Origin of the sequence: Thermogemmata fonticola, from assembly GCF_013694095.1 — a bacterium.
In the GTDB taxonomy this organism is placed as follows: domain Bacteria; phylum Planctomycetota; class Planctomycetia; order Gemmatales; family Gemmataceae; genus Thermogemmata; species Thermogemmata fonticola.
This window is the reverse complement of record NZ_JACEFB010000004.1, coordinates 167,016-183,858: the sequence shown is the minus strand read 5'-3', so window position 1 is coordinate 183,858 and position 16,843 is coordinate 167,016. Positions and strand designations below refer to the sequence as shown.

General features: G+C 63.4%; 10 protein-coding genes. 5 read left to right on the top strand and 5 right to left on the bottom strand.

Annotation, left to right across the window (positions count from 1 at the left end; all coding sequences use genetic code 11):
- The first annotated feature begins 114 nt into the window (after positions 1–114).
- Complete coding sequence (locus tag H0921_RS08105) at positions 115–2,469, top strand: HEAT repeat domain-containing protein (RefSeq protein ID WP_194537549.1); 2,355 nt, start codon at positions 115–117, stop codon at positions 2,467–2,469.
- Between the two features lie 104 nt (positions 2,470–2,573).
- Here the strand turns inward: H0921_RS08105 and H0921_RS08100 are convergent, their stop codons facing one another.
- From H0921_RS08100 to H0921_RS08090, 3 genes are all read right to left on the bottom strand, one after another.
- Positions 2,574–4,310 carry an amidase gene (locus H0921_RS08100; protein WP_194537548.1) on the bottom strand — a complete coding sequence of 579 codons (1,737 nt, stop codon included), beginning with the start codon at positions 4,308–4,310 and terminating at the stop codon, positions 2,574–2,576.
- Between the two features lie 387 nt (positions 4,311–4,697).
- Positions 4,698–5,936, bottom strand: coding sequence for an esterase-like activity of phytase family protein (locus H0921_RS08095; RefSeq protein WP_194537547.1), 1,239 nt, complete (start codon positions 5,934–5,936; stop codon positions 4,698–4,700).
- A 152-nt stretch (positions 5,937–6,088) separates the two neighbouring features.
- Complete coding sequence (locus H0921_RS08090) at positions 6,089–7,000, bottom strand: DUF1559 domain-containing protein (RefSeq protein WP_194537546.1); 912 nt, start codon at positions 6,998–7,000, stop codon at positions 6,089–6,091.
- A gap of 359 nt (positions 7,001–7,359) precedes the next feature.
- Between H0921_RS08090 and H0921_RS08085 the strand changes: the two genes are divergently transcribed.
- Together H0921_RS08085 and H0921_RS08080 are read left to right on the top strand one after the other, a co-directional pair.
- Complete coding sequence (locus tag H0921_RS08085) at positions 7,360–7,770, top strand: hypothetical protein (protein ID WP_194537545.1); 411 nt, start codon at positions 7,360–7,362, stop codon at positions 7,768–7,770.
- A gap of 316 nt (positions 7,771–8,086) precedes the next feature.
- Positions 8,087–9,487, top strand: a complete 1,401-nt coding sequence (locus H0921_RS08080; protein WP_194537544.1) for a sulfatase-like hydrolase/transferase — start codon at positions 8,087–8,089, stop codon at positions 9,485–9,487.
- 191 nt (positions 9,488–9,678) lie between these two features.
- Here H0921_RS08080 and H0921_RS08075 read toward each other — a convergent pair whose 3' ends face one another.
- Both H0921_RS08075 and H0921_RS08070 read right to left on the bottom strand, forming a co-directional pair.
- Positions 9,679–10,395, bottom strand: a complete 717-nt coding sequence (locus tag H0921_RS08075) for a CPBP family intramembrane glutamic endopeptidase (protein WP_194537543.1) — start codon at positions 10,393–10,395, stop codon at positions 9,679–9,681.
- Between the two features lie 213 nt (positions 10,396–10,608).
- Positions 10,609–11,667 (bottom strand): DUF1559 domain-containing protein, encoded by a 1,059-nt coding sequence (locus tag H0921_RS08070; protein WP_194537542.1) that lies wholly within the window; start codon positions 11,665–11,667, stop codon positions 10,609–10,611.
- Between the two features lie 816 nt (positions 11,668–12,483).
- On the opposite strand from H0921_RS08070, the gene H0921_RS08065 reads away from it, so the two are divergent.
- Positions 12,484–15,930 carry a S41 family peptidase gene (locus H0921_RS08065; RefSeq protein WP_194537541.1) on the top strand — a complete coding sequence of 1,149 codons (3,447 nt, stop codon included), beginning with the start codon at positions 12,484–12,486 and terminating at the stop codon, positions 15,928–15,930.
- 176 nt (positions 15,931–16,106) lie between these two features.
- Positions 16,107–16,799 carry a tetratricopeptide repeat protein gene (locus H0921_RS08060; RefSeq protein WP_194537540.1) on the top strand — a complete coding sequence of 231 codons (693 nt, stop codon included), beginning with the start codon at positions 16,107–16,109 and terminating at the stop codon, positions 16,797–16,799.
- Positions 16,800–16,843 lie beyond the last annotated feature (44 nt).

Sequence of the window (16,843 nt, the reverse complement as noted above, 5' to 3'; positions counted from 1 at the left end):
AGCCTGACGGTTCGCATCCCAGAGTGTGTTAACTTTGCTAGCAGAGCGGCCTACGAGGGCGGGTTCGGCTGGACCAACTGAGCGGCTCTTGGTTCCGATTGCGGAGGCGACATCATGATGGCTCGGACGCGTGGGGGAGGAAGATGGGCACTGGCGGGAATGCTGGCGGTGCTAATGGGTCTGAGCAGCGGGGGTTGTAGCAAACGAACCGATCCCGGCGGTGCCGCTGGACCCGCGGGGAACGGAGCATCGGAAGAGGGCCAAGTCTCGGATCAGCGGGATACGCTGGCCGAGCGGCATTGGAAAGCCTTGGGTAGTCCCAGTGAGCAAGCGCGGCGCGATGCCATCGCCTATCTGGCCCAGCAAGGCGCCCAAGGGGACACGATCGCGCGGCTCGTCAGCTTGCTGAGTGATCCGAGCACAGCCGGTGTGGGCAAGGCGCAAAGCGGACGGATCGGCAGCACGCGGGAAGCAGCGGCGCGGACTCTGCTAGCGTTGGGCGAGGCAGGGGAGGCAGCGTTGCGGCAGCAGGGAGTGGCCGTGTTGCGGGCCGGACTGCGGGATCCCCAGGCGGCGGTACGTGAACACAGCGCCTACACGCTGGGGTTGCTGGGACCTTTGGCGCAGGCGGCGGCGGACGATCTGCTGGATGCCTGCCAGGATGGGCAAGCCGAAGTACGCCGGGCGGCCCTGGATGCCCTGCGGCAGGTCGGCGTGGGGAACCCCCGTAAGTATGTCCGGCTCCTGGTTCACCCGGATGGGGAAGTGGCCCGCTTGGCCGCAGAGCTGGCCGCCCTGGTTCCGCCTGTGCCGGCCGAGAGCGTGGAGACACTCCGGCAAGCCCTGCGCTCCACCGACGAAGAGGTGCGAACGGCGGCGGCCCGCCTGCTGGTGAATCTGAAGTCTGAGGCCGCTCCGGCCATCCCCGAATTGCTTGCGGCCATCCGCCAGAGTTATCCCCCGATGCTGGACCCCGCCCAGCCGACGATCTTCCGCCTGGGAGCTGATCTGGCCTACTGGCAGGCTCTGGCAGCCATCGGTGCACCCGCGGTCGAGGCAACAGTCGAATTGATGCAACACGGCCATCCCCTGGTGCGCTATCTGGCGGCGAATACCTTGGGGGAAATCGGCCCTGCGGCTGCCGAGGCGGCGAAAGAACCCCTGAAAAAAGCATTGCAGGACCCGTTCGCCGACGTGGCCATCGAAGCGGCTTGCACCTTGATCCGTCTGGGTGTCGCCCAGGAGGACGCCCGCCAACTGCTTCAAGCTGCTATGGATGCCCCCAATGCCGTGGCTTTGTCCGCTCTCGCCGCTTTGCCCCGGCTGGGCGAGGGAGCTAAAGAACTGCTCCCCCAGGCGCTGGCCCGCTTGGAGAGTGACAATCCCTATGCCCGCTATGGCGCCGTGGGGCTGATCGCCACCCTGCCGCCGGAACAAGCGCAGCGCTATCTGCCCCAACTGGGTCAGCTCACTGCGGATAGGGAGGTGTTGATCCGCCAGCAAGTGGCCGCGGTGTTGCAACAGTTGGGTCCGCTCGCCGGTCCCACGGCCAGCGCCGTGGCTCAAGCCTGGCAGCGGGAGATGGATGAAGCCTTGCGCGATGCCTGGATCGATGCCCTCCTCGCAATGGCGGGGCAGGCCCAACCGGCGCTGGAGGTGCTTTTGCAAGCCGTCGCCGATGACAATCTCCCCGTGGCCCGCCGCCTGCGGATCATCGCCGGTTTGCCCCAGGCAGGAGGAACAGACCCGCGCGTGGTCCAGTCTCTTCTCCAACTGACGCAGCAGAAAGACACTGATGTGCGGGTGGCTGCCGCTCGCGCTCTGGGACAGATTCCCTCGCTGCCGGCTGAGGCGATCCAGCGCCTGGCTACGATGGCCCAGACGGATAACCGCTTGCCCCCGCGCCGGGCCGCCCTGCTGGCTCTGATCGCGGCGGGGTCCCAAGCCCAAAAGGCCGCCAGCGCGTTACAAGCCTTGGCCGAGCGGACGCCTCCCGATGCCCTCGCTCTGCTAGCCCAGGTGGTGCGGGCCAATGCCAACAAGCAGACCGGACGGGCACGCCAACTCCTGCGGACGGCATTGAGTTCCCCACGGCCCGATCTCCGCAGTGCCGCGGTGGACGCCTTGCTGGTGCTCTCGCCCACCTCCGCCGAGCTGCCGGACCTCCAGCGCCTGCTGGCCGAACCCAATCCTGAGGTACGGGCTGCCGCAGTCCAAGCGATCGGCCACTTGGGACCGGTGGCCCACGCCGCCGTTCCTGCCATGACAAAACTTCTGGATGACCCCGACCCCGCCGTGCAAACGGCTGCCATTGAAGCCCTCGCCCGGCTCGGACCGGCTGCCCAAGCCGCGGTAGACAAGCTCCGCCGCCTCAGCGATAACCCCGCCTTGGCCCCCGCCGTTCGCCGCACCCTGGCCAAGCTCGGCGCTCCGCTGCCCCAAACCCCCGGCATCCTCATCCGCCGCTGACAAACCGCTGTCGTAACGCGGCGCCCTCTTTGTTTGTCGGCCGGGGGGAGGAAAACGCTCAGACTGGCTCGATACCGGTCGGGCCGTTTGTATCCGCCGAAGTTTTACTTTTTCTCCAGCGGCGTTTTTTCTTTCTCCAGCGGGGGCTTTTCCTTTTCCGGTGGGGTTTTTTCCTTCTCGATAGGAAGCCATTTCTCCTCCGGAGGGCGGCGGCGATGGTGGCCGGTGGCCTCTTGATAGGCCCTGGCGAGGGCGAGAAGATCGGTTTCGCCAAAGAGCGGCCCCGTGAAGGTGATAGCGGTGGGCGTGCCGGCCGACGTGAAGCCGTTGGGCAAACAGATGGTGGGATGGCCGGTGAGATTGGCGATGGCCAGATCGTTGCCGCCGACATAGAGGTCGATGGTTTCAAACACTTCCTGCATCTGCCGCAGGAGGAGGGTGCGGAGGCGCTGAGCGCGGAGGTAATCCACGGCGGTGTGGAAGCGTGCTCGGCGGAAGGTGATGGCCCAATTGCCGATGCCAGTCTGCACGCCGGAGCGCGTCAGATCATCGAAGGCAGCGGCCGCTTCCGCTTCCAGAATGATCCCGACCAGCGCACTGGCCAGGCGCCAGGGCAAGCGGATCGGCACCAGGCGCACTCCCAGCGAGCGGAGCACTTTCAGGTCGGTTTCCGCCGTGGCCAGTCCCTTTTCCTCGAAGTAACCGACGCGCAGCTCGCGCAAGGGTTTTTTCCCCGGCCAGTGGAACGGCCGCGTGACCGTGGTGGGGTCCTGGGGGTCAGCGCCGTGGATGGCTGCGAGAATCAGGGCGCAATCTTCGGCACAGCGAGCCATCGGGCCGATCTTGTCCAGCGACCAGGCTAGCGGCATGCACCCAAAGCGGCTGACGCGGCCAAAGGTGGGACGCAGGCCGGTCACCCCGCAGCGGGCACTGGGGGAGATGATGCTGCCGAGGGTTTCGCTGCCCAGACCGAAAGCGGCTAGTCCCGCCGCTACCGCTGCTGCTGTTCCGGCGGACGAACCGCTGCTCCCTTGCTTCGGATTCCACGGATTGCGCGTCTGCCCGCCGAACCACTGATCCCCTTGGGCCAAAGCTCCCAGGCTGGTCTTGGCTAGCAGCACCGCGCCGGCTTCCTCCAAGCGGACCGCCACTGTGGCTTTCTGCTCCAGCCGCTGCTCGCGGAACGGCTCCGCCCCCCATGTGGTCCGGTATCCCGGATAGGCGATCAAGTCCTTGGCGACCCAGGGAATGCCGTGCAATGGCCCTCGATAGCGCCCCGCGGCGATCTCCTTGTCCGCTTGCTCTGCCTGGCGCAAAGCCAAGTCTTCCATCAGCGTCACCACGCACAGCAGGGCGGGATCGTACCGGCGCAGGCGATCCAGGTACAAGCGGGTCAGTTCGACGGAGGAAACCTGCCGCGTGCGCAACAACTCCGCCAGTTGATAGACGGGCAGATAGGCCAGTTCCGTGTCGCTCTTGGGCCGCCGGACCGGCTCGCTGAGCGGCGAAGGCTGGACCTGGCCTCGTTCCCCTGTCCCGTGGGCTTGTCCCGGCACCGGAGTGAACACGAGCGCCGGCGGCACCTCGTATCCCACCGCCGTGTCCCGCAGTTGCCGCAGTTGCCGCAGACTGGCCGTCAGGCGATTGGCCACAGCCCGCCGCTGGCTGTCACTGAGCGAAATCCCGGCGATCCACTCCGCATTCTTCACCATCTCCGGGGTGATCCCCTCGCTGGGCATCTGCGCGGCGGTGGCCGCCAACGCCCGCTGGAAGGCCACGTTCCCCACTCCCAAGCTGCCGATCACAGTCAGCCATTCTCGCCTGCTCCATCCCGCTGTCATGATGCGATCCTTTCCAGCAACTGAGTCAGGCCTACCCCGCCTGCCTGTCGGTTTGTGGCTCCAAGGTTTTCCCTTCCTGGAGTTCTAAGGCTTTCCCTTCCTGAGGTTCCCAACAGCAGCCTGGCGGTACCCGCCCCTGGTAATAGGGGGCCGCTACACCGCTTGAGAATCAGTATCATCATAAGGATTCGCTTGGCGGGATCGAAGCCGGAAGCTGGATGATTATTTTTTCGCCGAGGGAAAATGCGATAATCAGGCGGCGGGAACTCTTGGGCCGTCTCGTCCTCCGCGGCCTTGAACAGCTCCAAGGATTGAGGTCAGAGCAGTGTCACTTCCTGGACCGCGGTTACGATCCGATCCTGGGGGTTGATCCGGTCTTATCCAGCGTCACTTTTTGTCCGATGAGGAAGGGGAGAAGTGCTGCGGCTGGTAAGTGGGCAGGTCGGCCCGGTCGATGGCGAAGGCATACACGCGCCAAGGTTGATCAGGCAGGAAGTCGTTATCCACGGTGACCAGCAGCAGGCGGCGGCCATCGGGTAGGTCCGGACCGAAGGCCAGTCCCTCGAATTTTTCCGGGCAGTCGGCCCCGGCAATCCCCCAGCGCGGGTCGAGGAGGTCGAGAAAAAGTTGCTTGGAAACCGCTCGCAGCGGCGGGGGCAATTCCTGGCTCGGCAAGCGTTCCACGGCGGAAATGTCACTGGCTTCGCGCAGATCGATGCGGAAAATCTTTTTGCTTTGAGCTTTCGCTCCCGCTTTGCCATCCCGTTCCAGAACGAGGAACTCCCGATCATTGAGGGCGAGGATTTCGCTCACCCCATATTGGGGGTCCTCCAGGGGATAGGCGTACTGCCGGGTGCTGCCGTCGCGGAGGGAGATTTCCAGGATGCGGCAGAAGCGGCCCACGCGCTTGCCGTTAGCATCCAAAGCGCCGTCCTGAATCAGCGGTCCCTGAGTTATGGCGAAGAGTTTTTGGCCGTCGGGGGAGATGGCTAATCCTTCCCACCCGCGGTTGGGTTGACGGCCACGGCTGTTTTTCGGGGGAAGCTCCTCCGCGGGTCGACGGCTGAGGTGCAGAGGGCGGAAGGCGTCCGGCACCGGCAGGGAACGCACGCGCCGGCCCTGGGGCTGAAACGCATCCACGAGCGGCCCATATTCCTCGGCGATGTAAATCGTGCCATCTGCGCCGATTCGCAACCCTTCGGGATCATAGCGCCGGTTCTTCCGCGGGTCGTCTGCTTCCACCGCTTCCAGTGCCCCGGTGAGGCGGCGGCCCTGTTCGTCGGATAGAAGCACGGTCTCCAGCAAGCGCAGTTGGACCGGTTCGCGTTCCCCCGGTCTTACCCGGATTTCCATCCGATGCAGACGGCAGGGGAAATCGACTTGGCCATCTTTCGGTCCGCGGTCGGAGAGCAGCCAATACTCCGAACCCTTGCCGGTGTAGGCAATCGCCGACCCCTGCCCTCCTAGGCGGTTCAACGGCGTGCCATCCGACGCTTGCCCCTCTAATCCGGAGCGATCCGCGGCGGTTCCGGGAACCGTCCCCACGCCGAGCAGTTGGATGTCAGCCTGAACTGAGGAGGCGGCCAGTGCCGTCAGGCCGACGAGTAGCCACAGGTGGCGAAGCATTGTCCTGACTCCCGGAATGAGGTTTGCGGATGATAGAGGGCGCACTCTACAGCGGGTGTGCTGTCCGGCTCATCGGAGGCGGCGCCATGTATCCTTTGGGGGATCACGGCGAGCCGCCCCCAGGAACGAGAGCGAGGGTGTGCTCAGAAGGCTTACCAGTCGTTACCGGGGATGTCGCCGTAGCTGCGGGTGGACAGAGCGGCGTAAGTAGCCGCGGAGACTGAGCTGGAGATGAAGCGGACCGAGCCGTCTGCCATGCACACGTTGATCCCGCCGGGGTGGAAGCTATACGGTTCGCTGAAGTTGTTGCAGTTCATAATACAGGTGGCACCCGCTGTCCCCGTAATGCTGCTACTGTTGATCGCACCTGTGGCCGGATGGGAGCCATCCAAACTGCCCGATGTTCCATCCGGGTCCGCCCAACCGCGCCCTTCCGGCAGGACGTTTCCGGTGGCCCGGCCCAGGATATACGAGGCCGGCTGCCCGGCGTCTTCCGTAATCAAGATTGTTTGTGAGGTGCCGTCTGTGATGTCCGTCAGGCGGGTGGGCCTGGTGATATGCATGGCACCGTCCAGCTCAGCGGGAGGAACGGGCAGGTTATTGGCGGCGTAAAACCGCGGGCGAATCCGGTGGAAGACCAGGTAGTCGCACGGTCCCAAGGGCGGTTGGACCGGCGCCGGCCGATCTTCGGGAGCCGACGGACACATAAAGACCTTCATCTTAACTTGGGCCAATACCAGATTGGAGCCTTGATCCCAACGTGTATTCATGTCCCACTGGCGAGCCACATTGTCCTGCTCCACGTAGGACACCACAATCGGCGTCCAAGACCGGAACTTATTGCTTGGCACGTTGACGCGCGTCGGTGGCAGTTGGCTGTCGTAAGCCGAGGCGTAATTGTGCAAAGCCAAGCCGATCTGCTTGAGGTTATTCTGGCAGCTCATCCGGGCGGCGGCTTCCCGCACCTTCTGCACCGCCGGCAGTAAAAGGCCAATCAGAATCGCTATGATGGCGATCACCACCAACAGCTCGATGAGGGTGAAAGCCTGGCGACGGTGTGGCATGCCTGGGTCCTCCTGAGGAAGATCATGTCGTGGTTCCGGGACTTTCAAATTCCCTTCACCATGAGTGAAAAAACAACCTTAGGCGCGAAAGAACTACATCCCCTATGAAAGTAGCTGCGTAGCGTTATGACTAGTGCACTACTTAACTTTTCTCGAATAAAACACAAATTCTACATATGTGTATATTTTCACTAAAAATACATCATTTCTTCATAATATCTCTTTTCTTCTCAAACCTGATCCGATCGGCGGCCGATAAACGGAATATGCGGAGAATGACGGCCAAACCGCGGCGAGCCGGGACAGGAGGCTCGGAACTTACGGCTCACTCCGACAGGGGGAGATGGAGTCCGTATGCCGTGTTGGCGCTGGTATTGGCCTGTAGCGGTTGCGGGGGCAGGACCGACAGCGGGGAGATGGAAGCCACTAGCATCCGCGGCGTGGTGACGTTTCAAGGCCAACCCTTATCCGGAGGGGTGATCGTCTTCGCTCCCGACCCGGAGCGCGGCGGTCAAGGACCGCCCTTGACGGCGGACATCGCCGCGGATGGGTCGTACGCCATCGTCGAAACACCGCAGCGCCCGATCGCTCCCGGCTACTACCGCGTGGCCTTGGCTCCGCCTCCCCATTGGCGCTATGCCCCTCATGCTGCGCCTTTCCCGCTCGCTTTGACTCGGCCCGATCAGTCTGGCCTGCTCCGCGACATCCGCGCCGGCCAGGTCAATCTCTACTCCTTCGCCGTCGAGCTAACGGTACCTGCCCACCCGTGATGCTTCTGCCGCTCCGGTGATTCTGCTTCTGCCGCTCCAATGATTCTGCTGGTGTTCCCAAAAGCTATGGTGTCATCGTGGTGTCAAACTCTCCAGGGGCTTCTTTCCCTCTGCACTCTGGGTATTCCCCCTGCTGCTGATTCCGTTTGCGGACGCCGTTACAGGGGGTGCTCCCCTCTGCTTCTGTATTCCGTTACAATCATCCGGTGGTCGAGCCAGATTGGAGACAGCAGCGGTACCGTTCCTGAATAAGGCGGTTGTGCTGCCCTGATGATGTGCATTCCCCTTATGAGTGTTCCTGCGGGAGGGTGAGGCCATGCGGCGCGTCCTAATCTGGGCCGGGGTCGGCATGCTACTGTCGGCGCCGGGAGCGGCGGGTCAGGAGTCTCCTCCGCGACCCAACCTCTTGCTGATCTTTGTCGATGATCTTGGGTATGGCGATTTGAGCGTTCACGGCTGCCGGGAAATAGAGACGCCGCACATCGATCGCCTGGCCCGCTCCGGCCTCCGCTGCACGCAGGGGTATGTGTGCAGCCCCTATTGCAGTCCTTCCCGTGCGGGTCTGCTCACCGGGCGTTATCCGACGCGCTTCGGCCATGAGTTCAACCCCCACGTCGGCGAGGAAGGAAAACTGGGGTTGCCTCTGAGCGAAAAGACGCTGGCCGACTCTCTGCGCTCCGCCGGTTACGCCACCGCCTGCATTGGCAAATGGCACCTGGGCTTTGCCCGCCCCTATCATCCGCAGAACCGCGGCTTTGACTTTTTCTACGGCTTCCTCGTCGGTGCCCATAACTTCCGCCTCAAGAAAGAGGCCAAGCCGCTCTTCCGCACCAGCCAGTCCGAGAACATGATCTATCGGGGGGAACAGGTGGAACCTACGGAGGGATTCCTAACCGATCTTTTGACTGAGGAGGCGATCCGTTTTATCGAGCAGCACAAGAACCGGCCCTGGTTCGTCTACCTGTCCTACAACGCGGTGCACACTCCCCTGGAAGTACCCGACGGCCTGGAAAAGCGTTTGTCTCGCCCGATTGAGGACCCCCAGCGCCGGGCCTATCTGCTGCTGTTGCTGAACCTCGACGATGCCATCGGCCGCCTCCAGGCGTATTTGGCCAAAGCCGGATTGGACCGCAAGACCCTGGTGATCTTTCTGAGCGACAACGGCGGTTCGGGCCAGAAGCCGTACCTGGCTTACAATGCCGCCCGCAACGATCCGCTGCGGGGATATAAGGGGCAGGTCCTGGAAGGCGGGATTCGCGTGCCGTTTTTCTGGGTCTGGCCCGGCGTTCTCCCGGCGGGCCAAACGTACGACCGCCCCATCATCTCTCTGGACATTCTGCCGACCGCCTGTCACCTGGCCGGTGTGCCCGTACCTGCCAACGCCGACGGAGTGAACCTCTGGCCTTACCTGCGCGGGGAGAAAGCGGGCGATCCCCACGAGGCGCTCTACTGGCGCTTCGGCCCGCAAAAGGCGATCCGGCAGGGGGACTGGATGCTCGTCGATTGGCGGGATTTTTCCAAGCGGACCAACAGCGGCTGGGAACTGTACCACCTGGGGCGCGATCCCGGCCAAAAGCAGAACCTGGCCGCCCACGAGGCGGAGCGCGTCCGCCAAATGGCCCAGAAATGGCAGGAGTGGGACCGGCACAATATCGCTCCCCTCTGGCGCGGCGGCGCTACCGAAGACCCCGAAGGCAACAAAAAGCCAGGCAAATGAGCTTGCTCCCGGTTCTCGTGGGCCAACGACCCTACCTTGCTCAACGGCTTCGCGCCGCGGAGTCAGACTGAACCAGCTTTTTCCCTGCTGAATTGATCTCGGCAGGGTTCCTCATCATCTCTTCTCGTTCCGGGAAGTCAGGCGGAATGCCTTCGCTCCGCCGAGGCGGTCTCTCCCCAGCGCAGGCAGGTTTACGCCGCTGGTTGCTGGCTCAGGCCGATCAACAGGTCATAGGCGGCGTGGGCGCCCACCGCCACTCCCAGACCGCGGAACAGATACAGGGCGGTGAAGTACAGGCCGGCGGCGGTTCGGAACAGGAAGTAGTCCTGCCGCCAGGGTTCGCCCCACGGTCCGACATGATGGGCGAGAGCAAAGAGCAGGGCTGAGGCGATGGCGGCCAGGGGTATTGCCAGCAAGCGCGGGAAAAAGAGCAGGCGCAACAGCAACAACGTCCCGCCAAAAAGGCCAAAGCGGAAGACGATCTCTTCATAGACGCCTGCCCCAAGGAACGTGAGAAGCCGGGCGAACGAGATACCGGGGACCGTCAAGGCAATGCCGGCCCGCTGGCAGATCATGTCGAAGTTCCGGCTGACCCACCAGAGTAGTAGGGCGGCGATGAGGCTTTCGACCAACATGGCCAGGAGAACGGCGGGGGTGGACGCGGGCCGTTCCTTCCAGCGTAGGAAGCAACTTCCGGCCAGAATGGCCAGCGCCAGGGCGGGGGCGAGAGACAGAACGGGCATGCCACTCTGTTCGCTCAGCCAGCGGAGCCAGAGGTCCACCCCGCAGCGGCTAACGGCCTGGCCCTGGGCGCTGAGCCGCCACAGACCCGCCTCGTAGAGCAGCCATAATGACCCGACGAACCACAGGCATGGCCAGGGATGGCGTACTCCGCTGGCAAGCATCATCGCCCCTTCTCCCTCCGCTCCCTCCGCCCTTCCTGTCGATTGTACCAGTCCGAAAGGGGAAGCAGCAGGTCGGAATCGCTGGGGAGTGCAGGTGCGGAGCCAGGCCGACGAGAAAGAACGAAAGGCGAACCAGGCGGCGGTCCGGCAGGGGCACGGCAGGAGTCCCATTCAGGGGACGGCCATTGGTCCGGAGATGGCCCCGTGAGTGCCGGATCAATCGGGATCGTTGGGGTAGCCGTCGGCGCGCGCGGCGAGTTTGAACAGCGTGGCCAGGCCGATCGTATCCCGCAGTCCGCGCACGGAACCGTCCCCCATGGTGACATTGCACAGTCCCGGATGGAAGGCATAGAGTTCGCCCTGGTTCCAGCCGTTGATCGCGATGGCTCCGGGAACGTGGCTGGCGCTGGACACCTTGCCCGCCGGTGCAGAACCTGGCACAATCGGTCCCCGTGTTCCGGCACAGACAATGTTGTTGCTTTCGGCGGCCCACGCGCCGCGGATGCCGGAGAGAGTCCCCGCTGGAGCATACAGGCGCCCTGCGGCCCAACCCTCCTGCCGCGCCCCTGATTCACCGATCATGATCGTATTGCTCAGGCCGTCGGTCACAGCCAGCATGCGCGTCGGACGGTTGTGCGTCAGCACGCCGCGCACATTGTCATCCCCTGGATAGACCAGCCCCAGAGCTGCCCAGACGGCGGCGACATTGTTGGCCCGCGTCACCGGCCAATAATCCCCCGTCGCCGGAGGACGGCTCCAGCCCGCAGGAACCGGCGTGACAAAGTGATCGCTCGGAACCGAGGGACACTCATACACCGGAATGCGCAGGCTCGCCGCCGGTTGATTCACCGGATCAAACCAGTCCCGCCGCAAATTGTACCCCCCAACCGCTTGCGCCAGGACGTTCGCCTGCTCCAAATACGGCAAGAGAATCGACAGAAAACCGTGACGGGCAAAGTCGGCTCCCGAAGTCGGCGCCACCGCCGGATTCTTCTGATACTCCTGCAACTGTGCCCAGTCCGTAGAACCTGGATTGTTCACAATCGCCGGCGGCAACACGCCGTAGGTCGATTCGTAATTGTGAATCGCCAAACCGATCTGCTTGAGATTGTTGCTGCATTTGATCCGCGCGGCGGCTTCCCGAACCTTCTGCACCGCCGGTAACAACAGGCCGATCAGGATCGCAATGATTGCAATCACGACTAGCAGCTCAATCAGCGTAAAGCCGCCGCCGCGCTGCCCCGCGCTTCGCCCACTTCGACCCCAAATCCTCATAGATGAGTCCTCCCCGAAATCCCGCCCCCAAATTGGAGGCATAACAATGACACACCAATGACACACCGATGATACGCCCATCCTCGGAGTCCATGACCCGAATCAAGTTCCCTCCCCCTCGTTCTGCCCAGGGTGCAGCACGCTCACACCTTCACACGGCGGTGATGGCCTTGGGCCACACCCGACGGCTGAGGAGTGCTAACCATCAGCCCCCGCATCGGACTATCGGAACCGGGGGAGAGGAGGCGGAGAATACGACTAGTTTACTGATCTTCTCCGCCAGAACCATGAAAATTATGGGTAGGTTTGATAAAGATACGTCCAGCGGCTGAAGGGAAACGAAGGCGGGAAGGGACAGAGGTGCAGGAAAGCCCGGAGAGCGGGCCGGAAAAAGGGATCCTAAGGATTCGCCGAAGGGGCAGTGCCGGAGGAATCAGCAGGAACGAGAGGTGGCCGCTGGAGAGAGAGAAGCTGAGGGATGAACCATGAGGATTCCGGAAAGAAAAAATGGGGATTCTGGGCATAATTTTCCCTAGGGAAGCAGAAATGGGAGTGCTAGGATGGCGGTAATGGCGCCTTCCCTAAAGCCGGCGAGGTGCGGATGGAGCGGAGATGCACGGGCAAAGTGGGATGCGGAGCCGAAGCCGGCGAGGTGCGGATGGAGCGGAGATGCACGGGCAGAGCCGGCAATCCAAGGCACGGCGGAAGAAACGGAGAATGGAGATTAGGAAGAGCGGGAGGGGCGTTAACGTGCGATCGCAGGAGAACACGCAGCAAGATTGCAGTGAGATGAAAATGAAGAAGGGAGCGTTGGTCATGAGGGTGCGCGGTTCGTGGTGGTTGTGGGTAATGTTCCTGTTCAGCGGCGGCTCGCCTTTGGCAGCAGGTCAGGAGCCGATCCGCTTCGCCCGAACGCCGGATATTTCCCCGGATGGGACGCAGGTGGCCTTCAGCTATCTGGGGGATATCTGGGTGGTGCCGTCGATTGGGGGTGTGGCCCGTCCGGTGACAATGCATGAGGCCCACGACATCAACCCGGTGTTCAGTCCGGATGGGCGGTGGATCGCGTTCAGTTCCAATCGTCATGGCAGTTACGACGTGTATGTGGTACCGGTGCAGGGGGGTCGTCCGCGGCGGCTGACCTATGACAGCGCCCCAGATATGGTCCTGGGCTGGACGCCCGATGGCCGGGGAATCGTGTTTTCCTCGCTGCGGGAGGTGGATTACCCGTCGCAGATCGAGTGTTATGTGATCAGCGTCGAAGGGGGACGGGACCGAAAGCTGCCGCTGTTCGAGGGCAAAGAAGCCCATTACGCGCCCCATGGACAGGTGCTGGCCTTTGTGCGTGGTCCGGGAGTGTGGTATCGGCGGGGCTACCGCGGTTCGAGCAACGATGAAATCTGGCTGGCCACGGCGGATGGAAGCCTCCAGAAGCGGCTCACCGAGTTCGCCGGTCCGGATGGTTCGCCGATGTGGTCGCCGGATGGACGGACGCTGTACTACGTCACGGAGCGTGGCAGCCCACGGGGATGCGCCAATATCGTGGCCCAGCCCCTGGGACCAGGATTGCAAGCAGAGGGAGCCTGGTGGCGTTTGACCCAGCACGAGCAGGACACGGTCCGCCGCGCCCGCATCAGCCGCAATGGCCAGTGGATCGTGTATGAATGCGGTGTCGACCTGTGGATTGTCGGCACCCGCCCCGGTTCCATCCCGCGCAAACTCGCCATCGAAGTCCACGCCGATGACAAATCGAACACCGAGCGGCACGTCAAGTTCACGAAGGACATCAGCGGTTTCGCCCTGCATCCAGAAGAGCGCGCCGCTGTGATCACAGTGCAAGGGGAATTGTTCCTCATTCGACTGCCGGAAGGGGGTAAGGCCACCCGCCTGACCGACTCGCCAGCCTACGACCACAGCCCCGCGTTCAGTCCTGATGGGAAAAAACTCGTGTTTCTCTCGGATCGTTCCGGCCACGAGGACATCTACCTTCTGGAACCGGACGATGTGGAACACCCGGAGTTGCTGGCGGCGCACAAGTTCCGGGTCCGCCCCTTGACGCAAACGCCGGAAGCGGAGCGGGGAGTGAGTTTCAGCCCGCGCGGGGATCGGATCGCCTTTTTGCGGCAGGGGAAGTTGTGGACGATGAAGCCGGACGGCAGCGAGCTGCGCTTGGCCGCGGGGGATGGGGCCACGGTGCTGGATTACGACTGGTCCCCCAACGGAAAGTGGCTGGTCTACAGCCTCATGGACGGCCACTTTGCCAGCGAGCTGTTCATCGTACCGGTCGATGGCAGCGATCGGCCGCGCAACATCACCCGCTATGCCACCTATAACGGAGATGTGACGTGGAGCCGGACCGGCCAGCGGATCGCTTTCATCAGTCAGCGCCGCGGCCAGTCTTCCCCTTATGTGCTCAGCCTGCAAAAGCCGGGGGCGCCAGGTGGAAACGACGAGATCGATTGGGAGGACATCCACCTGCGAGCGGTACGGGCGGCGGGGATCACGGCGGAAACAGCGGCCATTTCGCCCAACGGCTTGCACGTCGCCTTCCGCCACAAAGGCACCGGCGACGACCTCTGGCTGGCCACCAGCAGCGGCACCACCCTCATCCGCCTGACCACTGGCGATCAAGCCCCCCGGCAGATCACCTGGTCGCGCCGTACCCCCGGCCTGATTTACTTCCTCAACGGCCAAGGGGAGCTGTGCTGGTTCCGCGCCGCCGGCGTGGCCGGATTGCCTCCCGCCTTGGGAGCCGCCAGTGCTCTCCCTGCCGAACCGCAGCGGGTCCGCTTCGAGGCGGCCATGACCATCCGCCGGGAAGACGAGTTCGCCGAAATGTTCGCCCAGTGCTGGCAGGGTCTGGCCAACGCCTTCTACGATCCGCAATTCCACGGCGTGGACTGGAAAGCCGTCCGGGCCAAGTATCAGCCAGTGGTCAGCCATGTGGCCCTGCGCGAAGACATGTATGCCCTCATCAGCCTGATGCTGGGCGAACTGAATGCCTCCCATCTGGGGATCAGCGGCAAGCTGCCTGTGCCCCAGGAAGCGACGGCGGAACTCGGCCTCATCTTCGATGAGCAATACCGCGGGCGGGGCCTGAAGATCGCCGAGGTGGTGGCCCGCGGCCCTTGTGACCGCCGGGGGTTGGACATCAAACCGGGTGACATTCTCCTGGCCATCGACCGGGTCGAACTCACAGACCAGGTCAACCTCTCCCGCCTGCTCAACAACAAGGCCAATGAAACAGTCCTCTTGGACGTGATCCGGGACCCCAGCAATCCCAAGACCCGGCGGAAGGTGGAGGTGGTGCCCGTGGATCGCCGCCGCATGGCCCAACTCATGTACGAACGCTGGGTGCGCAAAAATGCCGAGCGCGTGGCTCAAGCCAGCCAGAACCGCATCGGCTACATCCACATTCCCAGCATGGACGACAACGGCCTGGAAGTGTTCGTGCGCAGTCTCTATTCCGACCATTTCGACAAAGAGGGGCTGATCATCGACGTTCGCTACAATGGCGGCGGCTTCACCCACGATCACGTGCTCAATTACCTGGCGGGCAAGGAACACACCTTCTTCCGGCAGCGGGATGGCGGCATCGGCTTGGTCCTGCGCAGCGATCAGCGCCGCTGGACGCGCCCCGTCGTGGTCTTGATCAACAACCGTTCCTACTCCGACGCGGAAATCTTCCCCCATGCTTTCCGGACGATGGGCTTGGGCAAGCTGGTGGGTCAAGCGACGGGCGGCCATGTCATCGGCACCACCTCGATGCGGCTGATCGATGGCTCCACTTTCCGCCTGCCGCGCATCGGCGTCTTCACCGCCGAAGGGATCAACATGGAAAAGCAAGGAGTGGAACCTGATGTGCCGGTGGAAGTGACCTTCGAGGACTGGAAGCAGGGAATCGATCGGCAGTTGCTGGTAGCGGTGGAGGTCGTGGCGGCGGAGGTACGGACCTGGCGGGCCAAGCGGCAGGAGACGGGCCATCCCCTGCTTCCCGATACCCACATGACGCACATTTGTCCGGTAGCGCCGATGCCTCGGCCTGCCGAGTCCTCTCGGCCGCCTGAGTCGCCCCGCCCAGCTCATCCTTCGAGCGTGCCTGCCGGTGGGGGAAATAGCCGCCGTCCGCCGGCACCCTCCCCAACTGCCACGCCAATGTCATCGCCTCGCGGAACAGAACCGGACGGCACCCTTCCTCCTTCCCCGGCTGCTCCTGCTGCTCCGGCCATTCCGCCAAGCATTCCGCCCGCGGCCGAGGATTGAACCGCCGCACCCTGGAGATGGCATTCTGCCCCAATAGGTTTCTCCTGCCGAATGTCACTACCTGCTGTCGAATGTCGCCGCCTGCGGGGGGAAGAGGGGAGGAGTTGTCCGCAGGGGCCAAGATGTGCTAAAGTGATAAGGCAGTCGCGGAATCCGGCCCAGGGGGAGACGCTGCCGTGGCCAGTTCGGTGCTCCTGACGTTGTACGAGCGTTTGCCGGAGTTGCAGCCGGGAGATGATGAAGACCTCTGGGCCGCTGGCGTGCGGGATGCCATGCGAGAGTTCCGCGATGGCATCCTTGCCCGCTACACGGAAGGCACCTTGCAACGCTTGCTGACCTTTGAAGATGTACGGACACGGCGGGCCGCGGTGCTGGCCCTGGGGCTGATCGGCACGATGGAGTCGAACGCGGCGGTGGCCGCCGCTTTGCAGGATCGCGATCCCTTGGTGCGCCGCTTGGCCGCGGATGCCCTGTGGGAGTTGTGGTTCCGGGGAGGAACGGCGGAACAGAATCAGCGGCTTCGCCAAGCCCTGCGCCAGGGCCGGACTCTGCAGACCCGCCAATCCCTCGATGCCTTGATCCGTGAAGCGCCTCACTTCGCTGAGGCTTACAATCAGCGGGCTATCTGGTTTTATCAGAACGGCGAGTATGCCCGAGCGGTCGAGGATTGCGAGCGGGTCTTGCAACTCAATCCGCATCATTACGCCGCCGCCGCGGGAATGGGGCAATGCCTGCTCAAACTGGGCCGTCCCCGCGCCGCCCTCCAGGCCTTCCGCACTGCCCTGGCGATCAATCCCGACCTCGACGATGTCCAGGAGATCATCGCCGTTCTGGAAGAAACCCTGGAACGGGGCGGATCGGAAGGCTGACCCCTGCCCGCCGGTGTGAACACCCGCCTTCTTCCACTTACATG

Bases quoted from the DNA above. Each gene is read 5' to 3' on its own strand.
- H0921_RS08105 (WP_194537549.1), top strand. From the start codon at position 115: ATGATGGCTCGGACGCGTGGGGGAGGAAGATGGGCACTGGCGGGAATG.
- H0921_RS08100 (WP_194537548.1), bottom strand. From the start codon at position 4,310: ATGACAGCGGGATGGAGCAGGCGAGAATGGCTGACTGTGATCGGCAGC.
- H0921_RS08095 (WP_194537547.1), bottom strand. From the start codon at position 5,936: ATGCTTCGCCACCTGTGGCTACTCGTCGGCCTGACGGCACTGGCCGCC.
- H0921_RS08090 (WP_194537546.1), bottom strand. From the start codon at position 7,000: ATGCCACACCGTCGCCAGGCTTTCACCCTCATCGAGCTGTTGGTGGTG.
- H0921_RS08080 (WP_194537544.1), top strand. From the start codon at position 8,087: ATGCGGCGCGTCCTAATCTGGGCCGGGGTCGGCATGCTACTGTCGGCG.
- H0921_RS08075 (WP_194537543.1), bottom strand. From the start codon at position 10,395: ATGATGCTTGCCAGCGGAGTACGCCATCCCTGGCCATGCCTGTGGTTC.
- H0921_RS08070 (WP_194537542.1), bottom strand. From the start codon at position 11,667: ATGAGGATTTGGGGTCGAAGTGGGCGAAGCGCGGGGCAGCGCGGCGGC.
- H0921_RS08065 (WP_194537541.1), top strand. From the start codon at position 12,484: ATGAGGGTGCGCGGTTCGTGGTGGTTGTGGGTAATGTTCCTGTTCAGC.